A 16,363-nucleotide genomic window follows, 5' to 3' on the forward strand; every position below is an offset into this window, starting at 1 on the left:
CACGCGGTGAGCGCCCTGCCAGAACAATCAGATCTTGCCGACGAGGTCGATCGACGGAGCCAGCGTTTCGGCGCCTTCTTCCCACTTGGCCGGGCAGACCTGGCCGGGATTTTCGCGCCAGTACTTGGCAGCCTTGATCTTGCGCAGCAGTTCCGCAGCGTTGCGGCCCACGCCCTCGGGGGTGATCTCGACCAGCTGGATGGTGCCGTCCGGATCGGTCACGAAAGTGCCACGGTCAGCAAGGCCGACGCCTTCGCGCAAGATGCCGAAGTTGTTCGAGATCGTGTGGTTCTGGTCGCCGAGCATGTAGTAGTTGATCTTGCCGACAGCCGGCGAGGTTTCATGCCATGCCTTGTGGCTGAAGTGCGTATCGGTCGAAACCGAGTAGACTTCGACGCCGAGGCCCTGGAGTTCGCCATAGATGTCGGCAAGGTCTTCCAGTTCGGTTGGGCAGACGAAAGTGAAGTCGGCCGGGTAGAAGAAGAACACGCCCCACTTGCCGAGTACGTCCGCATCGCTGACGTCGACGAACTTGCCCTGGTGGAAAGCGGTTGCCTGGAATGGCTTCAGCTTGCTTCCGACGATCGACATAGACTCAAATCCTTCTCGTTGTGGATTGGTGAACCGGGATACGAATGGTGAGGTAGGGCATGAGCAGTCGAATTTCCAATGAGCAAATTCGCCTTGTTTGATTGATTGGATCGATCAATAGCGGAAATTATATTGCACTTTCCGGATGTCTATGAAGCCGTGACCTAAAGTGCAGGTCCTGATGAATCCCAGGAACGCCGCAATGGCGAGAGCGTTGCGCCGTGCGCGTGCACTTTTTGCACTGCCTGCCGCAATTTCAGCACTTGAAATCCTTTCGCGCCTGAACCAAGTGGCATTTCGCAACGGAACGATTTCGTTCAATTACTGCCGAATGGATCAAAAATGGCCGCCTCGACCGACACGACACCTGCAGCTGATTCCCATCATACCGGCGAGGGCCGCAAGAAGCTGATCGGTCGTATCGCGCTCGGCGCTCTGGCAGCCGGTGCCTTATACGGTGCCTATGCGCTGTATGAATACGAGACTGTCGGCAAGTTCATGCAGGATACGGAAGACGCCTATGTGAAAGCAGACGGCGTCACCATCAGTTCCAAGCTTGGCGGTTACGTGCGCCGTGTTGCAGTGAGCGACAATCAGGCGGTCGATCAGGGTACTCTGCTGGTCCAGATCGATCCGACCGATTACAGCACCCGCCTCGCGCAGAGCAGCGCACAGGTCGACGTCGCCCGGGCCACGGAGACGGCCGCCGTTGCAGCCATTCAGGAAGCACAGTCCGCAGTGGGTCAGGCCCGCGCAGCGCTGCAGGCGTCCCAGCGCGAACTCGCTTACCTGAACGGCGAAGTTGCCCGGATGCGGCCCCTGGTGGCTAGCGGTGCCGAACCGAAGCAGGCGTTCGACCAGCTCGTCGCCAACCGCGACAAGGCTGCGGCAGACGTTGCTGCGAAACAGGCCGGGCTGTCGGCCGCAAGCGATCGCGTGACAAGCGCGCGTGCCCAGGCCGGCCAGAGCGCGGCGCAAATCAAGGCAGCACAAGCCCAGCGCGAGGCTGCCAGCACGGATCTGGAGACGACCCGCATTGCGGCCCCGATCGGGGGCAAGATCGGCAACTCCACCGTGCGCGTCGGCCAGTTCGTGCAGCCCGGCCAGCGACTGATGACGATCGTGCCGACCGAAGCGATCTACGTCGAAGCCAATTTCAAGGAAACGCAGATTGGCCTTATGCGTCCGGGGCAGCCGGTAACTGTCCACGTCGACGCGCTGCCCGACGTCGACTTCCACGGCACGGTGGAAAGCATCACGCCGGGCACCGGCGCCAATTTCTCGCTGATCCCGCCACAGAATGCGACCGGCAACTTCACCAAGATCGTCCAGCGAGTCCCAGTCCGCATCCGCATTAATGCCGGGCCGGAATCACGCAAGGTGCTGGTTCCCGGCCTTTCGCTCTCGGTCGAAGTCGACACGCGTTCGGCAAAGTCGGCAATCGAGACGATCCGTAACGAGCAGGATCGGGTTGCGTCGAAGTGAGCCAGTCGGCAGCCATGGATGAGGCGGCAATGCCGCCGGCCGCCGCAAGCGGCGAAAAGGCCGACATCACCGCCTGGCTGGCGGTGGCTGCAGGCGCCATCGGCTCGCTGATGGCGACGCTCGACATTTCCATCGTCAACGCATCGTTGCCCACGATCCAGGGTGAGATCGGTGCTTCGTCGAGCGAAGGCACCTGGATCGCCACCGCCTATCTCGTGGCCGAAATCATCATCATTCCCCTTACGGGCTGGCTTGAACGCGTGTTCGGCCTGCGCCGCTTCCTGCTGATCGCGGCGATCCTGTTCACCGGCTTTTCGGTGATGTGCGGGCTGTCCTCTTCGCTGACAATGATGATCCTCGGTCGTGTCGGCCAGGGCTTCACCGCCGGTGCGATGATCCCGACCGCCTTGACCATCATTGCCACCCGCCTGCCGCCCAACCAGCAGCCGGTGGGAACGGCCCTGTTCGGCCTGACCGTTATCATGGGCCCGGTCCTGGGCCCCTTGGTAGGCGGCTGGCTGACCGAGACGTTCAGCTGGCACTATGCCTTCTTCGTCAACGTGCCGATCAGCCTGATCCTGATCACGCTGTTGCTGGTTGGTCTGCCCAAGGGGAAGATGCAGTTGGGCGAGCTGGTGAACGCTGACTGGTTCGGCGTGATCGGCTTGATCCTTGGCCTGGGCGGCATCACCGTGGTGCTCGAGGAAGGCCATCGCGAGCAGTGGTTCGAATCCGCCCTGATCTGGAAACTCAGCGCAGTCACGCTGCTGGGCTTCATTTTCATAGCCATTGGCCAGTTCAAGGCAACGCGCCCGGTAATCAAGCTGGCCCTGCTTCGCAACAGATCCTTCGCGGCGGTGTTCGTGCTGGCTTTCGTGCTCGGCGCCGTGATGTTTGGCACTGCTTACGTCATCCCGCAGTTCCTGGCGGCGATTGCCGACTACAACGCCATGCAGGCAGGGCGCATCGTTTTCATATCCGGCATTCCCGCAATGATGATGATGCCGCTGTTTCCGATCCTGATTTCGCGCGTCGATCTGCGCGTGATCGTCGGCACCGGGATCGCTCTGCTGGCGATGTCCTGCTACCTCGACGTCACGCTCACTGCGCAATCGCGCGGCGGCGATTTCGTCGAGACGCAGTTGATGCGTGGCCTTGGCACCGTGTTCTGCATGATGTTTTTGAACCAGGCGGCAATCAGTTCCGTTTCCCGGGAGGACGCCGGTGACGCAGCGGGCCTGTTCAATGCAGCGCGCAACCTCGGTGGTTCGGTCGGCCTTGCCCTTCTCGCCACGCTGCAAGATCAGCGCTGGGAGTTCCATCGCTGGACCCTGCACAGTGCGCTCGGCGCGAACGACCTCAACGTTCAGGACTGGGTCGGCCAGCAGGCGATGACCTACGGCGGCGGCCCCGATGGAATGGCGGCCGCACTCCGTTCGCTCGACGGGATGATCCTGCGCGATGCACTCGTCATGGCCTTCAACGATGATTTCATGGCGCTGACGCTGGGTATTCTGCTCGTGTCCCCGCTCGTTCTTCTTCTGCGCCCGCTTCCCAAGGGCTATCACGCAAAGGCTGCGCACTGATGACTGCCTCGCTATCCCTTCGCCGCATCGGCAGCGCCCCGATCCTCGCCGCGTTACTGGCAGGCTGCACGACTGTCGGCCCGAACTACAATGGCGCTCCCGAAGCCGCCCCCGTCGCCGCTTCGCGCGGCAAGTTCGTCCGCGCCGGAGAGGCCATGCAACAGACAACGCCTTCATCAAGGTGGTGGGAGAGCCTGGGCGATCCGGTCCTGAACCAGCTGGTCATCTCCGCTCTTGAAGACAGTCCGGGAATCGCCGTGGCCAATGCCCGCATCGCCCAATCACGCGCGGCTCTTGCTGCCAACCGAACTGCCGCACTGCCGACGGTGAACACATCGTTTGCCGCCCCGTACCTCAACGTTCCGGGCAACATTGCCGGAAACGGTGGCGGGAGGGACGAGATCAACGCCTACAACCTCGGCTTCGATGCCTCATGGGAAATTGATCTCTTCGGCGGCACGCGCCGAAAGGTGGAAGCCGCGCTGGCGCGCGCAGAGGCCGCAGAGGCAGCCTCGGCAGACGCGCGGGTGACACTATCCGCCGAAATCGCCCGTGCCTATGTCGGCCTGCGCGCGCGGCAGGCGATGTTGGCGCTCCAAGATCGGCAGGTGGGCATCGATCGGGAACTGGTCGCGCTGGCGCAACAGCGCTACGCCGCCGGGACGATCCCGCAACAGCCCGTAAACGCAGCCGAGGCTCAGGCGTTCGCCAGCGAGGCGGACGTTGCCAAGTCTCGCGCCGAAATCGCCGTGCTGATGGACCAGATTGCAGTGCTGACAGGCAAGGAGCCTGGAGCACTCGACGCTCTTCTGCAAACTCCGGCACCGGTGCCCCTGCCGCCTGCCGAAGTATCCATCGGCGACCCGGCCAGCCTGTTGCGAAGCCGCCCCGACATTCGCTTGGCAGAGCGCCAACTCGCTGCGGCCAATGCCGATGTCGGTGTGAAGATTGCCGACAAGTTCCCCAAAATATCATTCCTCGGGCTGCTGGGTCTTGGCGGCCAAAACATCGGCGACATCTTCGACCCTGCGAACATCGTCGGCATTGCCCTGCCGCAGATCAAGTGGAACCTTTTCGATGGCGGGCGCGCTGACCGCCAGGTCGAAGCCGCCAAGGGCGCCTATGCCGAAGCCGAAGCGAATTACCGTAGGACAGTGCTGACCGCGCTACAGGATGCCGAAGGCTCGCTCGCGCGCTTTGGCGCGCAGCGCGTCGCTTTCGGCAAGGCGCTTGATGCGGAAGGGCGGGCTCGCAAGAACGTCGATCTGCAGCAGCAACGCGTGCAGGCAGGGACCATCGGCAAGCCCGACCGTCTTGATGCAGAGCGGCAAGCGCTGCAGTTGGCGATGGCAACCGCGGCCGCTCGAGCAGAGCTTACGACAGGGTTTATTGCGGTAGAAAAGGCACTTGGCCTTGGCTGGACCGCCGATGCAGCGGCGTCAGGGGTCAATAAATGAAACGAATTCGCCCATTTTATAGTATATTGACTCCAGCCATGCCTGAGGCACTCTATCCACCAGAAACGCCGCAAAGGCGAGAAAGTGGGAAAGATGCGCTGGATTACCGATGCGGGCCTCCGCTTCTGGCAGGCCTATCGCGAAGGACTCGAAATGTCCTGCCCGGTTCACAACCGGATCGCCGAAGCTCTGGCCGACCGGCTGTGCGACCGGGATCAGCCGCATGACACTGCCGCCCTCGCCGCAATCGCCGAGCAGCAAATCACCGTCCACTGATCTTTCAGGCAGTAAGACGGCCACCAAGCGCGGCCGTCCTTCGCTGGAGGAAGCGCAACGTCTCCCCGCGCGAATCCTTGAAGCCGGTTGGGAAGTCCTGCGGGACCACGGCTTCGAAGCCTTCACCTTTGATCGCGTCGCGCGCCATGCGCACATTGGCAAGGCAACGATCTACACGCGCTTTGCCGGCAAACGCGAATTTCTCGAAGCGCTCCTGGCTCACAAGACCATCGAGCGTCGGCTCCAGATCATGAAGCTCGGCGCCGGCCTGCCCATCGTCGAAGCGTTCTGCATTCGCGCCGCGGCTGTAATACGGGTGCTTCATTCGGCGGAAGGCCGGATGATGGAGCGGCTGGTCGATTGGTGCGACCAGGAATTCGGGACTGACGAAGTGAACTACCGCCAGGCGATGTACGCCGATGCCCTTGTCAGTATCTCGGAAGAGATCCGCGAGGCCGCGCGAGTGCAGAACCTCGAACTGGTCGATCCTGCACTGGCTGCGGGTTTCTGGCTGGAGGGCCTGCTCGGCCATGCCCGTCTTACAGGCTCGGTCAAGGAGATCGACGACAGTGCCAACGAAAAATGGGCTCGAGCCTATTCCGAATTCTTCTTTGGCGGCCTGCGCCACACTGGCGCGATCAAGGGGCCTGCCGCGCAGCCTTGAGATTGAAGCTGACGCCGACCGCATCCTTCAGTTGATCGGTCGCGGACCATTCTGCTTCACCGACTCCGAAGGATAGCCGCTGCAGGGTTGCATTGCCGGTGGCGGTTGCCTTGTCGCCGCTGATCTTGAGGGCAAACCGCAACGCCATCGGCTTGCGCTGTCCATGCAGCGAAAGCGTTCCATTGGCGACGTAGCGGCCTTGGCCCGCCTCCTTAATGTTGGTCGAGACGAACTGCGCCTTGGGATGTGCGCCGACGGCGAAGAAGCTGTCGCTACGCAGCATATCATCGCGCTGGCTGTCGCCGCTGTCGACCGAGGCGAGATCGATTGTCGCACGGATGGATGAGCCCGGCAGGTCTTCGGGATCGAAGACGATCGTCGCATCCCAGCGCGAGAACGATCCATTGATGGCCTCTCCGCTGTATTCTGCCGCAAAGCCCAAGCGTCCGCCCTTCTCCAGTTTCCACGGGCTCGCCTTGGCCGCTGTCGCTGCCGCGCTCTCGGCAACGGCGGGTTCGGAACTCGCGGGTGCTGAGGGCTCTTCGATCGGCACATCGGCAGCACTTCCAGAAGCCACTTCGCCTGGCGGCTTAGCACCCGGACTCTTGTTCCCGGAAAACGAAAGGAACAGGCCGCAGATCAGCGCCCCGGCCCCAAGAGCAATTGCTGCAAATCCGGCAATACCTATCGCGCCGTGCGAGCGGATCGCCGCAGGCAGCATCCGGCCAATCACGTCCTCGCGCTTGAAGTGGTGATACAAGGCGCCAGCGACGTGCAGCACGATCAGTGCCATGCCGACGGTTCCCAAGGCTCCGTGCAGAACTTCGGCAGGCTCATGGAAGGCCTGGCCAACCGGCAGGTCAGGCCATGGCACCTTGCCGAACAACATCGTCTGCAACCGCACCTTGGCCGTCGAAACAATGATCCACCCGGTCAGTGGCCCGAGGATCATCACCGCATACAGCAGGACGTGCACAGCAGAAGCGAGCAACATCTGCGCCTTGCCATCCTGCACGGGTGCAGGACGCGCCTTGAACAGTCGCACCACCAGCCGCGCAAGGCTCAGCAGCAGGATCGCGATGCCCACCGACTTGTGGAACTGGTAGCCCGAAAACTGCACCGCGCCCTTGGGAAGGTCTTCCAGCGCCCAGCCCAGCCCGATCTGGAACAGCAGCAACAAGGCGATCGCCCAGTGCAGGATGATGGCAAGCGCAGAATACCGTTCGGGCTGCAGCGTCGTCATTGTCAAAATACCCCTCGATCCGACAAGCGTCATAACAGCGCCGACGAAGACATGATATGCCCTCTCGTATCGGCGTAGTGGATTGCTACATCTATGCACATCAATCCTTGGGAGACCTCAATGTCCAACAGTCCGTGGGCCCATCACCGTAGCGCAAGCATTGCTGACGACATCGATTTCGAGATCAAGGGGCAGGAACTCCAGTTTCTCGAGATCGAGCTCGATCCCGGCGAAAGCGCGGTCGCCGAAGCTGGTGCCCTCGTCTGGAAGGACGGCTCAGTCGGGATGACCACCGTATTCGGCGATGGCAGTGCCGATCAGCAGGGCGGCTTCATGGGCAAGCTGCTCGGTGCGGGCAAGAGGCTCGTGACCGGCGAAAGCCTGTTCACCACCGTTTTTACGCACAATGGTTCGGGCAAGGCGCGCGTGGCCTTCGCCTCGCCCACTCCTGGCGCGATCCTTCCGATCAAGCTGTCGGAAGTGGGCGGCACGCTGATCTGTCAGAAGGACAGCTTCCTCGCCGCCGCGCGCGGCGTCTCCATCGGCGTTGCCTTCCAGCGCCGCGTGATGACCGGCCTCTTCGGCGGCGAAGGCTTCATCATGCAGAAGCTCGACGGGGATGGCTGGGTCTTCGTGCAGATGGGCGGCACGCTGGTGGAGAAGGAACTGCGCCCCGGCGAGGAACTCCACGTCGATACCGGCTGCCTTGCCGCCTATACGCCTGGCATCGATTTCGACCTCGTTACCGCAGGCGGCGTGAAATCTGTCCTGTTCGGCGGAGAAGGCCTGTTCTTCGCCCGCCTTCGCGGTCCCGGCAAGGTCTGGATCCAGTCCCTGCCCTTCTCCCGCCTGGCCGGCCGGATGCTCGCCGCAGCCGGTTCGCGTGGTGGACAGAACCGGGGCGAAGGTTCGATTCTGGGCGAACTGGGCGATTTCATCGGCGGCAACAACTGACGATCCGAAAAGAGGCCGGTGGAATGCTCCACCGGCCCTTGATTACCGAATGCGCTGCGGGGTGTTTCGGCCTCAGAAGCTCTTGCGCAAGGTTACGCCCCAAGTGCGCGGATCGCCCGGGAGTCCCGCGATCAGGCCGGTATTGCCTGGGCCGACGAAGAGCTGGTCGATGTAATTCTGGTCGAATGCATTGCGCACCCAGCCATAAATGTCGAACCCGTCGTCAGTGCGGAAGCCAACGCGGAAGTTCGACAGCGAATAACCATCAACCCAAGTGTAGATCGAGGGCGTCGGGTTCGACGAGAAGTTCGAGCGATAGCTGCCGTCATAGCCGAAGTAGACCTGCCCCTCCTGCTCGAGAAACGTGACTGGAGCATTGGCTTCAAGCCCGAAGGACAGTGACCACTTCGATACACCAGGCAGGCGCTGGCCCGAAATGTCGCAGTTGGCGGGGCTACTGGCTCCGCCCGAAAGCTCCGGCGGGCACGGAGCGTCGACGAACTTGCGGTAAGTGGCGTCGGTGTAGGCTCCGTTCACATAGACATTGAAGCGCTCGCTCGGCCGGACCGAGAAATCGGCCTCGACTCCCTGTGAGCGAACCGCTCCGGCGTTGGCGAGATAGCCGCGCAGAACGCCGAACTGGCCGTTGTTCACGTTGGCCTGATAGTCCTTGATGTCCGTGCGGTAGGCCGACAGATTGAGGATGGCCCGCCGGTCCCTGAACTCGGTCTTGAGGCCTGCTTCGTAGTGCTGCACCGATTCCGGCTTGACCGTAGCCGCCCCGAGGATCGGGTTGTTCGCGGCATCCGTGGGCACCCCGTTCTGGTTGATGCCGCCTGACTTGAAGGTCTTGGCGAACGTAGCATAGAACAGGATGCCGGGTGCGACCTTGTAGCTGGCGGTAAAATCGTAGCTGAAGTTCCAGTCGCTGAACTTGGGGGAGATGGTCTGCGGCGTGAAGATGCCGAGTTGCGCCGTCTTCACCGGGCTGGTCGTTCCGTCGATCAGGATTTCGCTGCCCGAGGCCGTGAAGACGCGCCGCTGGTAGAAGCCGTCCTTCTTGTCATAGTTCACGCGCACGCCCGGCTGCAGGGTCAGTTCCGGCGTCACTTTCCAGCTCGCCTGCCCGTAAACCGCCACGCTGGTATTCTTGAGATACTGCGTGTTGAGCGCCGTCAGCCCGTTCAGCACGTTGGAGTTATAGAGGGCATTGCTTGGCGCAAGGTTCCATTTGGTCGACGCGCTGCCATGCTGCTCGGTGCCCTGCGTGTCGATACGCTGGTAGAACCCGAAGGCTCCCAGCACAAAATCAAGGCGATCGCCGCTGTAGTTGTAGCGCAGCTCCTGCGTGTATTGATCCTGTTGCGACGGGTTCTGCGACTTTGTGACGATCGGCAGACCGGTAAAGTCACGGTCGTTCTGAGGCTGCCAGTCCCAGAAGCGCCAGGCAGTGACCGAGGTCAGCGTACCCGGCCCGATGTCCCACTTGGCCTTGAGCGAGACGCCACCGATCTTGTTGCCCGCCTGAAGGGTGGCGTCGAGGTCGGTCAGCCGGTCATACGGATTGGTGCTCGGCACGGTATAGCCTTGTGCCGCGGCAAGCGCTGCAAACTGACGATCGGCAGCGCGCTGCGTGGTTCCGGTCCGGACATAGACCGAACCGCAGCATGCGGCGTCCTGTTCGCTATAGTCACCGGCGAGCGTGATGCTCAGCGCGTCGCTCGGCTTGAACAGCAGCTGGCCCCGCAGGCCGAGGTTGTCCTGCCCCTGAACCCACTGCTTCGACGTCACATTGTAGATCGTACCTCTGCGGTTGGTTGAGGACACCGCCAAGCGCGCTGCCAGAGTATCCGTGATCGGCCCAGACACCGCAGCCTTCGCCTGCACGAAATTCAGGTTGCCGAAACTTACTTCCGCCTTGCCTTCAAAGTCGAAGGTCGGCTGGTTGGTGGTGATGTTGATCGCGCCGGCTGTAGTGTTCTTGCCGTAGAGCGTGCCCTGTGGCCCGCGCAGGACCTCAATCTGCTTCACGTCCAGGAAGTCGAACGTCGCCGAGGCGACCCGCGCGTTGTAGACGTCGTCGATATAGATGCCGACGCCTTGCTCGATGCCGTCGTTGGTCAAGCCGAACGGCGCGCCAAGGCCACGGATGTTCACCGCAGTGTTGCGCGGGTTCGATGAGTAGAACTGCAGCGTTGGCGTCAACTGCTGCAAACGGCCGACGTTGAAGGCGCCGGTATTGTCGATATGCTCGCCCCCGACGACAGAAATTGCCAGCGGCACATCCTGCGCTGTTTCCTGGCGCCGACGCGCGGTAACGACAATCTCGCCGCTGTCACTGGCCCCCGTTCCGACGGAAGTCGTCTGGGCGTCCTCGGGTGCGGGCACTGCGGCGTTGGTGGTGGTGGCAGGCGCTTCGGCAGCGTAGACGCCATGCGAAGCCAGGGCGAGCGGCGCAACGCCACCCGCAAGAAGGACGCGGAAATTCATCGTAGGACCTCATGTGTTCCCGAACGATGCTTCCGGTGGTCCGGTCAGCGGTGCGGTAGTTCTGCTTGTTTATTGGTATTGGGTGCGTGGAACGATCAGTTCGGCTTGAGCCGTCGCTTCTCGGTCACGTCAATCTGGACGACACGCCCTTCATGGACGGTCAGTTGCACGGCCCCGTAGCGCAGCCCGGTCAGGGCTTCGCGCACGCTTGCAATGCTTTCTTCGAGATGGCGTTCGGACTCACCCTGGTTGCCAGCTCCTGGTTTGGTGGGTTCGGTCATCTCCCGTTCGATCCTGTTGGCGCGAAGGGTGCCCGTCGATTGTGTTCGCATGATTGCCTTGCCCCTTTCCTGCGCGGTTTCCGGCGAATCGTCGCCGTTGCTCAGCTTCTATACTCAAGTTTTTTAGTAGACATTAAACTTCGTCTGTTACGGCTCAAAGCTTTCCTTTTGCCGATGCGATAGGCTGTCGCGCACTTGGCGCCGTCCAGTTCGATTAACTCTATCGAAGAGATAGACAATGCTCATGCGACGAACGGGCGTCAGCGCGCGACAGTTCGCGCGGCAGCCCTGCTGGAGTTTTCGACACCCCGCCCCGGCGGCTCAGTCGTTCTTGATCAGACGCAGTATCGGCGGCGCCCTCCGCGGAGCGTGCGGTTCGTCGTCCTCTAGCCTGTGAGCGAGGCATTCCACTGCCATGGCAAGATGGAGGGCGGCCATAGCCTCACCGTGCGTGTCGAGTTCGTCGAGCGCAGTCGACAGGGCTTCGAAAACTTCGACTAGTGGCTTGGCTGCTACCTGCATGGCGTAGACTGTTCCTGTTGCCCCGCACAACCGGACGGACCCTGTTGCATGCCAACTCCTAACCGCGAATTTGCAGGCAGAAAGGGAAGATTGCACCGGAAATGAACAACCGGAAACCGAGGTGGAAACAGATGGAGGACGTTGCCACGGAGATTTACTTACCTCTCTGACAGTTAGTCAGCCCCCTCCTTTGCGCTGCAGCATGCCGGCGACCTGCCGCCGCCAGAATCAATCGCCTCCGCTTTGGCAGTATCGACAGGCCCGGCACCTCCGCGCTTTTGCACCTGCTTTCCAGTATGCATCGGCCGCCGAATCAGCAGCGGGTTTTCCCCACAAGAGCGACAAAGCAAACATGCGCTCGACGGACGAAAGGATCGGCGCAGACCGCAAATCACCAAGAACTGTTAAGGTTCGGATTCGAACCAATCACCTACCGGCAGCGCTCCATGGCTTCTCTCGCCAGCCGCGCGAGTACCGGAAATGCCTCCGCACGGTCCTTGGCATGCGCTGATGCGGCAGTACCCCGAAGGTAGCGCCCCTTGATGCCGTGGAAAATCGCGGCGAGCCGGAAGTAGTTGAAGGCGACATAGAAATCCCACGACGCAATCGAGTCTCGCCCTGTCCGGCGGCAATAGGCAGCGACGTACTCGGCCTCGCCGGGAATGTTCAGTTTTGCCAGGTCCGCCCCTTCCAGCCCGGCCACGATACTGGGCGGCATGTGGTACATCATCGCGTGATAGGCGAAATCGGCCAATGGGTGCCCCAGCGTCGACAGCTCCCAGTCGAGCACGGCAATCACACGCGGTTCGGTGGGGTGAAAGATCATGTTGTCACAGCGGAAGTCCCCGTGAACGATGCTGGTCTCGTCGCCTTCGGGAATGGCTGTCGGCAGCCAATCGACCAGGGCATCCATGTTCGGATCCCGCCCGGCAAGTTCGTCCTCGAGGTACTGCTTCGACCAGCGGCCGACCTGGCGCACGAAGTAGTTGCCAGGCTTGCCGTAGTCGCCCAACCCCACAGATTCATGGTCGATCGAGTGCAATTGCGCGATCGTTGCGTTCATCGCGTCGAAATAGGCCGGCCGCTCTTCGCGGGAAACGTCAGGAAAGGTCGCATCCCAAAAGATGCGGCCCTCGACCATCTCCATCACGTAGAACCAGCTGCCAATGACACTTTCATCGGTGCACAATCCATGGACATGCGCCACCGGAAAGCCAACGGACCCGAGAGCCAAGAGGACCTTGGCCTCCCGCTCGACCGCGTGTGCCCCCTTCAGCACTGGCCCTGGTGGCTTGCGGCGCAGGACATAGGCGCGGCCTGGCGTGATCAGCTTGTAGGTCGGGTTCGATTGCCCGCCCTTGAACTGCTCCACCTCAAGCGGCCCCGAAAAGCCCTCGACATTGGCCTCCATCCACTTCGCAAGCGCGGCCTCATCGAAGCGGTAGCCCTCGCGAACCGGCGTGGTGCCGGCATTTGCCTCCTGCGCCGTGCCGCCCATCAGTGTGCCGTCCCCGCCTGTGCGTGGCGCCAGTCGCGGCGGATCTTCTTGGCAAGGCTCCACTTGTGGACCTCGGTCGGGCCATCATAGATGCGGAACGCGCGCACTTCACGGAACATCTGCTCGACGATCGTGTCGGAGGTGACGCCCGTTCCGCCCATCACCTGCACGCACTTGTCGGCCACGCGCATCAGCGCCTCGGACACAGCAACCTTGGCCATCGAGCTTTCGACCGTGCCGAGCGAGCCGGTATCAAGGACGCCTGCGCACCAGTCGATCATCAGTTCGGCCTGCTTCAGGTCGATCATGTTCTCGGCCAGCATGAAGCCCACGCCTTCGTGATCGATCAACTGCTTGCCGAACGCCATGCGCCTGTTGGCATAATCGGAAGCGATCTCCTGCGCGCGGATGCAGCCGCCGAGCCAACGCATGCAGTGCGATAGGCGCGCCGGGCTCAGGCGAACCTGGGCATACTTGAAGCCCTCGCCCGGCTCGCCCAGCATCTGGTCTGCCGAAACGCGAAGGTCCTTGATGTCGATCACCGCATGGCCGCCGGGCATGTTGCTGTCGATGGTGTTCGGCACGCGCACGATCTCGATCGCCGGATCGGGCAGGTCGACAAGGAACATGCACGCCCCGCCCTCCTCGTCCTTCGCCATGACGATGCCGACCTTGGCACCCTTGGCACCGGTAATGAACGCCTTGCGCCCGTTGATCACCCAGTGGTTGCCGTCGCGGCGGCAGGTTGTCTGCATCATCGAAGGGTCGGAACCCGCTCCGCCGGTCTCCGCAGGCTCTGTCATGAAGAACGCCGACCGCGCCTTGCCCGACACCAGCGGCTTGAGGAACCGTTCCTTCAGTTCGGGGCTGCCAACCTTGCCGAGCAGGTACATGTTGCCCTCGTCCGGCGCCTGCGTGTTCACTGCCAGCATGCCGAGCGGCGAGAGGCCCGAACGGATCAGCACGACCGCCGTCTCGCGCTGGCTGAGGTGGCGACCATCGGCCAGGATGTGGGGCGTAAGCACGCCCGCCGCGCGGGCCTTCTCGCGCATTTCCATGACCATCTCGTCAAGCGGCGCGCCGTGATCGTCACGACGTGGATCGCTCTCGTACGGGATCACTTCCTCGCGAACGAACCGCTCTACCCGATCCGCGATTTCCAATGCGGCGTCCATGCCGATGCCAGTTGCCATTTGCTTCACTCCTCAATCGCGGGATCGTTTGATGATCGTATCAGCGCGGCGCCATGCGGATTGCGCCGTCAAGGCGGATGACCTCGGCGTTGAGCATCGGATTCGTCACGATGCTTTCGACCATGCGCGCGTATTCTTCGGGCTTGCCGAGACGGCTCGGGAACGGGACTTGGCTCCCCAGCGAATCCTGCGCTTCCTGCGGCAGAGACTGCAGCAGGGGCGTCAGGAACAGACCCGGCGCGATCGTGTTCACGCGGATGCCGTAGCGCGCAAACTCCCGCGCAATCGGCAGCGCCATGCCGACAACGCCGCCCTTTGACGCAGAATAGGCGGCCTGCCCGATCTGCCCTTCGAACGCTGCGACGCTGGCGGTGTTGATGATGACACCGCGCTCCTCGCCAACCTGTTCGGCATCGAAGATGCGGGCCGAGAACTTCGAAAGCACGTTGAACGTGCCGACCAGATTGATCTGGATGATCTTGCTGAAATCCTTGAGAGGTATGGCCCTGCCATCGCGGCCGATGACCTTGGCGGGTGGGCCGATCCCGGCGCAATTCACCAGAATGCGTGCCTTGCCGTTCATCGCCTCAGCTTCAAGAATGGCGTTGTCGACCGCGTCTTCGTCGGTCACGTCAACCTTGAAGAAGCTGCCTCCGATGGTTGCCGCGTGCGCCCGGCCCAGGTCTTCATTCAGGTCAAAGATCGAAACTTTCGCGCCAAGTTCAGCGAGTCGCGCCGCAGTCGCTCCGCCGAGACCGGAAGCACCACCAGTTACGATCGCAGCCAGACCATTGATTTCCATAGCCAATCCAATCCTATCAGCAGCAAGCCAGAAGCTTTTCCCGACCCACTGGAACAATATATACTCACGAGTAGGTATTGTTCTTTTGGGTATGGTGTCAGTCGCAAGACTGCCCTACCCTGCGCGCGACAAAAGCGCCGCTCGCGTCGAGTTTCCAACTGGCAGAACACGCAGGTAACCGTCCTTGGCCCCACGATCGCCCTTCAAGACCGCCGCAGAACGCAGCGAAGAACGTGAAGCCAAGCGCATGGCCGTGCTGACCGCTGCAGTGCGCATGTTCAACGCGCGCGGCTATCACCAGACTTCGCTGGACGACGTGGCCGCCAGCCTCGGCATCTCCAAGCCGACGATCTACCACTACCTCGGCAACAAGGAGCAGGTGTTGATCGAATGCCTCACCATTGGCATGAACCAGTTGCTAGCCGCAGCCGAACAGGCGCGATTGATCCATGGCCTCGGCCTGGAGCGTCTGCGCGCGTTCCTGATCGACTATGCCGAGATCAACATGAACGACTTTGGCCGCTGCAACATCCTGACGGCCAACGAAGCCCTGTCGCCAGACGCCCGTGAGACGATACGCCTTCGCAAGCGCCGCATCGACGCAACACTGCGCGAGCTTGTCGCCGAGGCGATAGCCGATGGATCCGCCGCCCCGTGCGACCCCAAGCTCGCGTCGCTTACCTTGGCGAGCGCACTTAATGGCCCCTCCCGCTGGCATCGCCCCGATGGCGAACTGCCCGAGCGCGAGATTGCCGTAAAGCTGGTCGACTTCCTCACAGCGGGCCTTGCTCCGCGCTGATCAATTGCCGTTGTAGAAGTTGCGGAACGAGGCAGGTGCGCCGCACTTGCCGATCGCCGTTTCCACATGCCGCTTGCGCTCACGCACCAGCGAGGCCGAGGTCAGCGCGAACTGACGCTCATAGCCGACCTCCGCCGCCGTGAAAGGCTTCGTGCCCGCTAGGACGCTCGTGCCGCCAAGGCCGAAGACCATGAAGTTGAGCATGTCAGCCAGTTGCTGGTTGTCGCTGATCCGGCTCTTGGCGATGTTTGGCAGCCGCAGCAGATAGGCGCGGGTATCAGCCGTGCACATCATGTAGCCTACGCGCTCGCGCAATTCCGGCAGCCTGGCTGGCGCAGAAAGGCCCTGCACCCCGTGGCACCCGGCGCAATGTTCGACATAATCGGCCTTGGCCAGCTCAGGATCGCCGATCGCCGCCAGTCCATTCGCAACCGTCTCGGCGCGCGGATCGCCCGCAGATACCGCAGGAATCGCAATTGCCAGCGCCGCGATAACTCCGGCCAAGGCCAACACGCGCATCGC

The 16,363-nt window shown here is 62.1% G+C and carries 16 protein-coding genes; 7 read left to right on the top strand and 9 right to left on the bottom strand.

The window, feature by feature from the left end; all coding sequences use genetic code 11:
• Window positions 1-27 precede the first annotated feature (27 nt).
• Entirely contained in the window at window positions 28-591 is a 564-nt protein-coding gene (gene ahpC / locus IM701_RS09190) for an alkyl hydroperoxide reductase subunit C (protein ID WP_039333951.1), read from the bottom strand.
• A gap of 342 nt (window positions 592-933) precedes the next feature.
• Here ahpC and IM701_RS09195 point away from each other — a divergent pair, with 342 nt between their 5' ends.
• The 5 genes from IM701_RS09195 to IM701_RS09215 all read left to right on the top strand — a co-directional run bounded on the left by IM701_RS09195 (window position 934) and on the right by IM701_RS09215 (window position 6,059).
• A complete protein-coding gene (locus IM701_RS09195; RefSeq protein WP_193826745.1) occupies window positions 934-2,076 on the top strand; it encodes an HlyD family secretion protein in 1,143 nt (380 codons plus the stop codon).
• A 14-nt stretch (window positions 2,077-2,090) separates the two neighbouring features.
• Complete coding sequence (locus tag IM701_RS09200) at window positions 2,091-3,662, top strand: DHA2 family efflux MFS transporter permease subunit (RefSeq protein ID WP_039333948.1); 1,572 nt, start codon at window positions 2,091-2,093, stop codon at window positions 3,660-3,662.
• A complete protein-coding gene (locus tag IM701_RS09205) occupies window positions 3,662-5,119 on the top strand; it encodes an efflux transporter outer membrane subunit (protein ID WP_193826746.1) in 1,458 nt (485 codons plus the stop codon). The genes IM701_RS09200 and IM701_RS09205 overlap by 1 nt, the downstream gene beginning before the upstream one ends.
• Before the next feature lie 93 nt (window positions 5,120-5,212).
• Window positions 5,213-5,395: a hypothetical protein gene (locus IM701_RS09210; RefSeq protein WP_193826747.1), complete on the top strand. Its 183-nt coding sequence runs from the start codon at window positions 5,213-5,215 to the stop codon at window positions 5,393-5,395.
• Window positions 5,343-6,059: a TetR/AcrR family transcriptional regulator gene (locus IM701_RS09215; protein ID WP_193826748.1), complete on the top strand. Its 717-nt coding sequence runs from the start codon at window positions 5,343-5,345 to the stop codon at window positions 6,057-6,059. The genes IM701_RS09210 and IM701_RS09215 overlap by 53 nt, the downstream gene beginning before the upstream one ends.
• On the opposite strand, the gene IM701_RS09220 is transcribed toward IM701_RS09215, so the two are convergent.
• Window positions 6,034-7,302, bottom strand: a complete 1,269-nt coding sequence (locus IM701_RS09220; protein ID WP_193826749.1) for a YceI family protein — start codon at window positions 7,300-7,302, stop codon at window positions 6,034-6,036. The genes IM701_RS09215 and IM701_RS09220 overlap by 26 nt on opposite strands.
• Window positions 7,303-7,422: 120 nt before the next feature.
• On the opposite strand from IM701_RS09220, the gene IM701_RS09225 reads away from it, so the two are divergent.
• Window positions 7,423-8,256, top strand: a complete 834-nt coding sequence (locus tag IM701_RS09225) for a TIGR00266 family protein (RefSeq protein ID WP_039334072.1) — start codon at window positions 7,423-7,425, stop codon at window positions 8,254-8,256.
• 72 nt (window positions 8,257-8,328) lie between these two features.
• Here IM701_RS09225 and IM701_RS09230 read toward each other — a convergent pair whose 3' ends face one another.
• From IM701_RS09230 to IM701_RS09255, 6 genes are all read right to left on the bottom strand, one after another.
• Window positions 8,329-10,746 carry a TonB-dependent receptor gene (locus tag IM701_RS09230; RefSeq protein WP_193826750.1) on the bottom strand — a complete coding sequence of 806 codons (2,418 nt, stop codon included), beginning with the start codon at window positions 10,744-10,746 and terminating at the stop codon, window positions 8,329-8,331.
• A 95-nt stretch (window positions 10,747-10,841) separates the two neighbouring features.
• On the bottom strand, window positions 10,842-11,027 hold the full coding sequence (locus IM701_RS09235; protein WP_039334070.1) for a YezD family protein: 186 nt from the start codon (window positions 11,025-11,027) through the stop codon (window positions 10,842-10,844).
• Window positions 11,028-11,348: 321 nt separating this feature from the next.
• On the bottom strand, window positions 11,349-11,549 hold the full coding sequence (locus tag IM701_RS09240) for a hypothetical protein (RefSeq protein WP_039333932.1): 201 nt from the start codon (window positions 11,547-11,549) through the stop codon (window positions 11,349-11,351).
• Window positions 11,550-11,979: 430 nt separating this feature from the next.
• Window positions 11,980-13,047: a phosphotransferase gene (locus IM701_RS09245; RefSeq protein WP_193826751.1), complete on the bottom strand. Its 1,068-nt coding sequence runs from the start codon at window positions 13,045-13,047 to the stop codon at window positions 11,980-11,982.
• Window positions 13,047-14,240 carry an acyl-CoA dehydrogenase family protein gene (locus IM701_RS09250; RefSeq protein ID WP_193826752.1) on the bottom strand — a complete coding sequence of 398 codons (1,194 nt, stop codon included), beginning with the start codon at window positions 14,238-14,240 and terminating at the stop codon, window positions 13,047-13,049. The genes IM701_RS09245 and IM701_RS09250 overlap by 1 nt, the downstream gene beginning before the upstream one ends.
• Before the next feature lie 40 nt (window positions 14,241-14,280).
• Window positions 14,281-15,042: an SDR family NAD(P)-dependent oxidoreductase gene (locus IM701_RS09255; protein WP_193826753.1), complete on the bottom strand. Its 762-nt coding sequence runs from the start codon at window positions 15,040-15,042 to the stop codon at window positions 14,281-14,283.
• Between the two features lie 184 nt (window positions 15,043-15,226).
• Here IM701_RS09255 and IM701_RS09260 point away from each other — a divergent pair, with 184 nt between their 5' ends.
• Window positions 15,227-15,841, top strand: a complete 615-nt coding sequence (locus IM701_RS09260; protein ID WP_039333926.1) for a TetR/AcrR family transcriptional regulator — start codon at window positions 15,227-15,229, stop codon at window positions 15,839-15,841.
• Here the strand turns inward: IM701_RS09260 and IM701_RS09265 are convergent, their stop codons facing one another.
• Window positions 15,842-16,360 carry a cytochrome C gene (locus IM701_RS09265; protein WP_193826754.1) on the bottom strand — a complete coding sequence of 173 codons (519 nt, stop codon included), beginning with the start codon at window positions 16,358-16,360 and terminating at the stop codon, window positions 15,842-15,844.
• Window positions 16,361-16,363 lie beyond the last annotated feature (3 nt).

It is taken from the genome of Novosphingobium sp. ES2-1, assembly GCF_015169775.1.
GTDB classification, from domain to species: Bacteria; Pseudomonadota; Alphaproteobacteria; order Sphingomonadales; family Sphingomonadaceae; genus Novosphingobium; species Novosphingobium subterraneum.